The following is a 1511-nucleotide window of genomic DNA, read 5'->3' as shown; positions in this document are numbered from 1 at the left end:
TGTCTGACGTCAGCACCAATGGGACAGTTTTGGTCGATTTGATAAGAGAGGGTTTCTGGCTCATCGTAACCGCCAAGGAGTGGAGATGAGAAAGAAACCCGGAACCAAGCAGAGCCACGGTGAGAAAGTTGTAAAAGACATCCGCCGCGCCACGCGCAAGCAATATTCAGCAGAAGAGAAGATCAGGATTGTGCTGGACGGCCTGAAGGGCGAGGACAGCATTGCAGAGCTGTGCCGCCGTGAAGGCATCGCCCAGAGTTTGTACTACAGCTGGTCCAAGGAGTTCCTTGAGGCTGGCAAGAAACGCCTTGCGGGTGACACCGCACGTGCCGCGACATCGACCGAGGTCAAAGATCTGCGCCGTGAGGCACGCGATCTGAAGGAGGTTGTCGCTGAGCAGACCCTGGAACTGCGGTTGCTCAAAAAAAGCATGATCACGGATGGGGGCGACGACGAATGAGGTATCCCGCATCCGAAAAGCTGGAGATCATCCGCCTCGTCGAAGGTTCGCATCTCCCGACCAAACGCACTTTGGAAAAGCTGGGCATTCCGAAGACCACCTTCTATCGCTGGTACGACCAATATCACGTCGGTGGCCCCGAGGCGCTTGAAGATCGTAGACCCACGCCGTCACGGGTCTGGAACCGCATTCCCACGCCGGTGCGCGAGAAGATCAAGGATCTGGCCCTGAAGGAAAGTGAACTTTCCCCGCGTGAGTTGGCTGTTCGCTTCACCGACACAGAAAAGTACTTTGTGTCAGAGGCTTCGGTCTATCGCATCCTCAAGTCCTACGATCTGATCACCAGCCCGGCTTATGTGGTCTTGTCCGCTGCGGACGAGTTCCAGGACAAGACGACACGGCCGAACCAGCTCTGGCAGACCGACTTCACCTACCTCAAGGTCATCAGGTGGGGCTGGTTCTATCTCAGCACGATCCTCGATGACTACAGTCGCTATATCATCGCCTGGAAGCTCTGCACGACGATGAAGGCCAGTGATATCACCGATACGCTGGAGCTGGCTTTGCAGGCTTCGGGCTGTGCCCAGGCGACCGTCTTCCACAAGCCACGACTGCTCAGTGATAACGGATCCAGTTATATCTCTGGTGAACTTGCTGAATGGCTGGAAGATCAGGAAATCGATCATGTCCGAGGGGCGCCATACCACCCTCAGACTCAAGGCAAAATTGAGCGTTGGCACCAAACCCTAAAGAACCGCATCCTGCTGGAAAACTACTATCTGCCCGGCGATCTCAGGCAACAGATCGATGCCTTTGTCGATCACTATAATCACCAACGCTATCACGAGAGCCTTCAAAACCTGACACCCGCAGATGTCTACTTCGGTCGCGGTCAGACCATTCTGAAACAACGAGAAAGAATCAAACGAAAGACCATCGAAACGCGACGCTTGCTTCACCGCAAATCCGCCGCATAATCAATCCAACCAGATGAGCCACATCCTCTCTTAGATCAGAGCGCCATCTGTCCCAAAATCCCTGACGACGGACA

At 54.7% G+C, this 1511-nt stretch carries 1 protein-coding gene; it reads left to right on the top strand.

What is annotated here, in order from left to right; translation table 11 throughout:
- Positions 1–85: 85 nt before the first annotated feature.
- Positions 86–1437 (top strand): IS3 family transposase gene (locus tag AC2FLO_RS17525; protein WP_496755289.1). Its coding sequence is split into 2 segments (ribosomal slippage): positions 86–422 and positions 422–1437, totalling 1353 coding nucleotides; the frame shifts between segments, so codons are not numbered across the junction.
- Positions 1438–1511 lie beyond the last annotated feature (74 nt).

The organism is Ruegeria sp. TASC047 (genome assembly GCF_059612445.1).
Note: the sequence above shows the minus strand (reverse complement) of the source record. Positions and strands in the feature narration are given on the sequence as shown.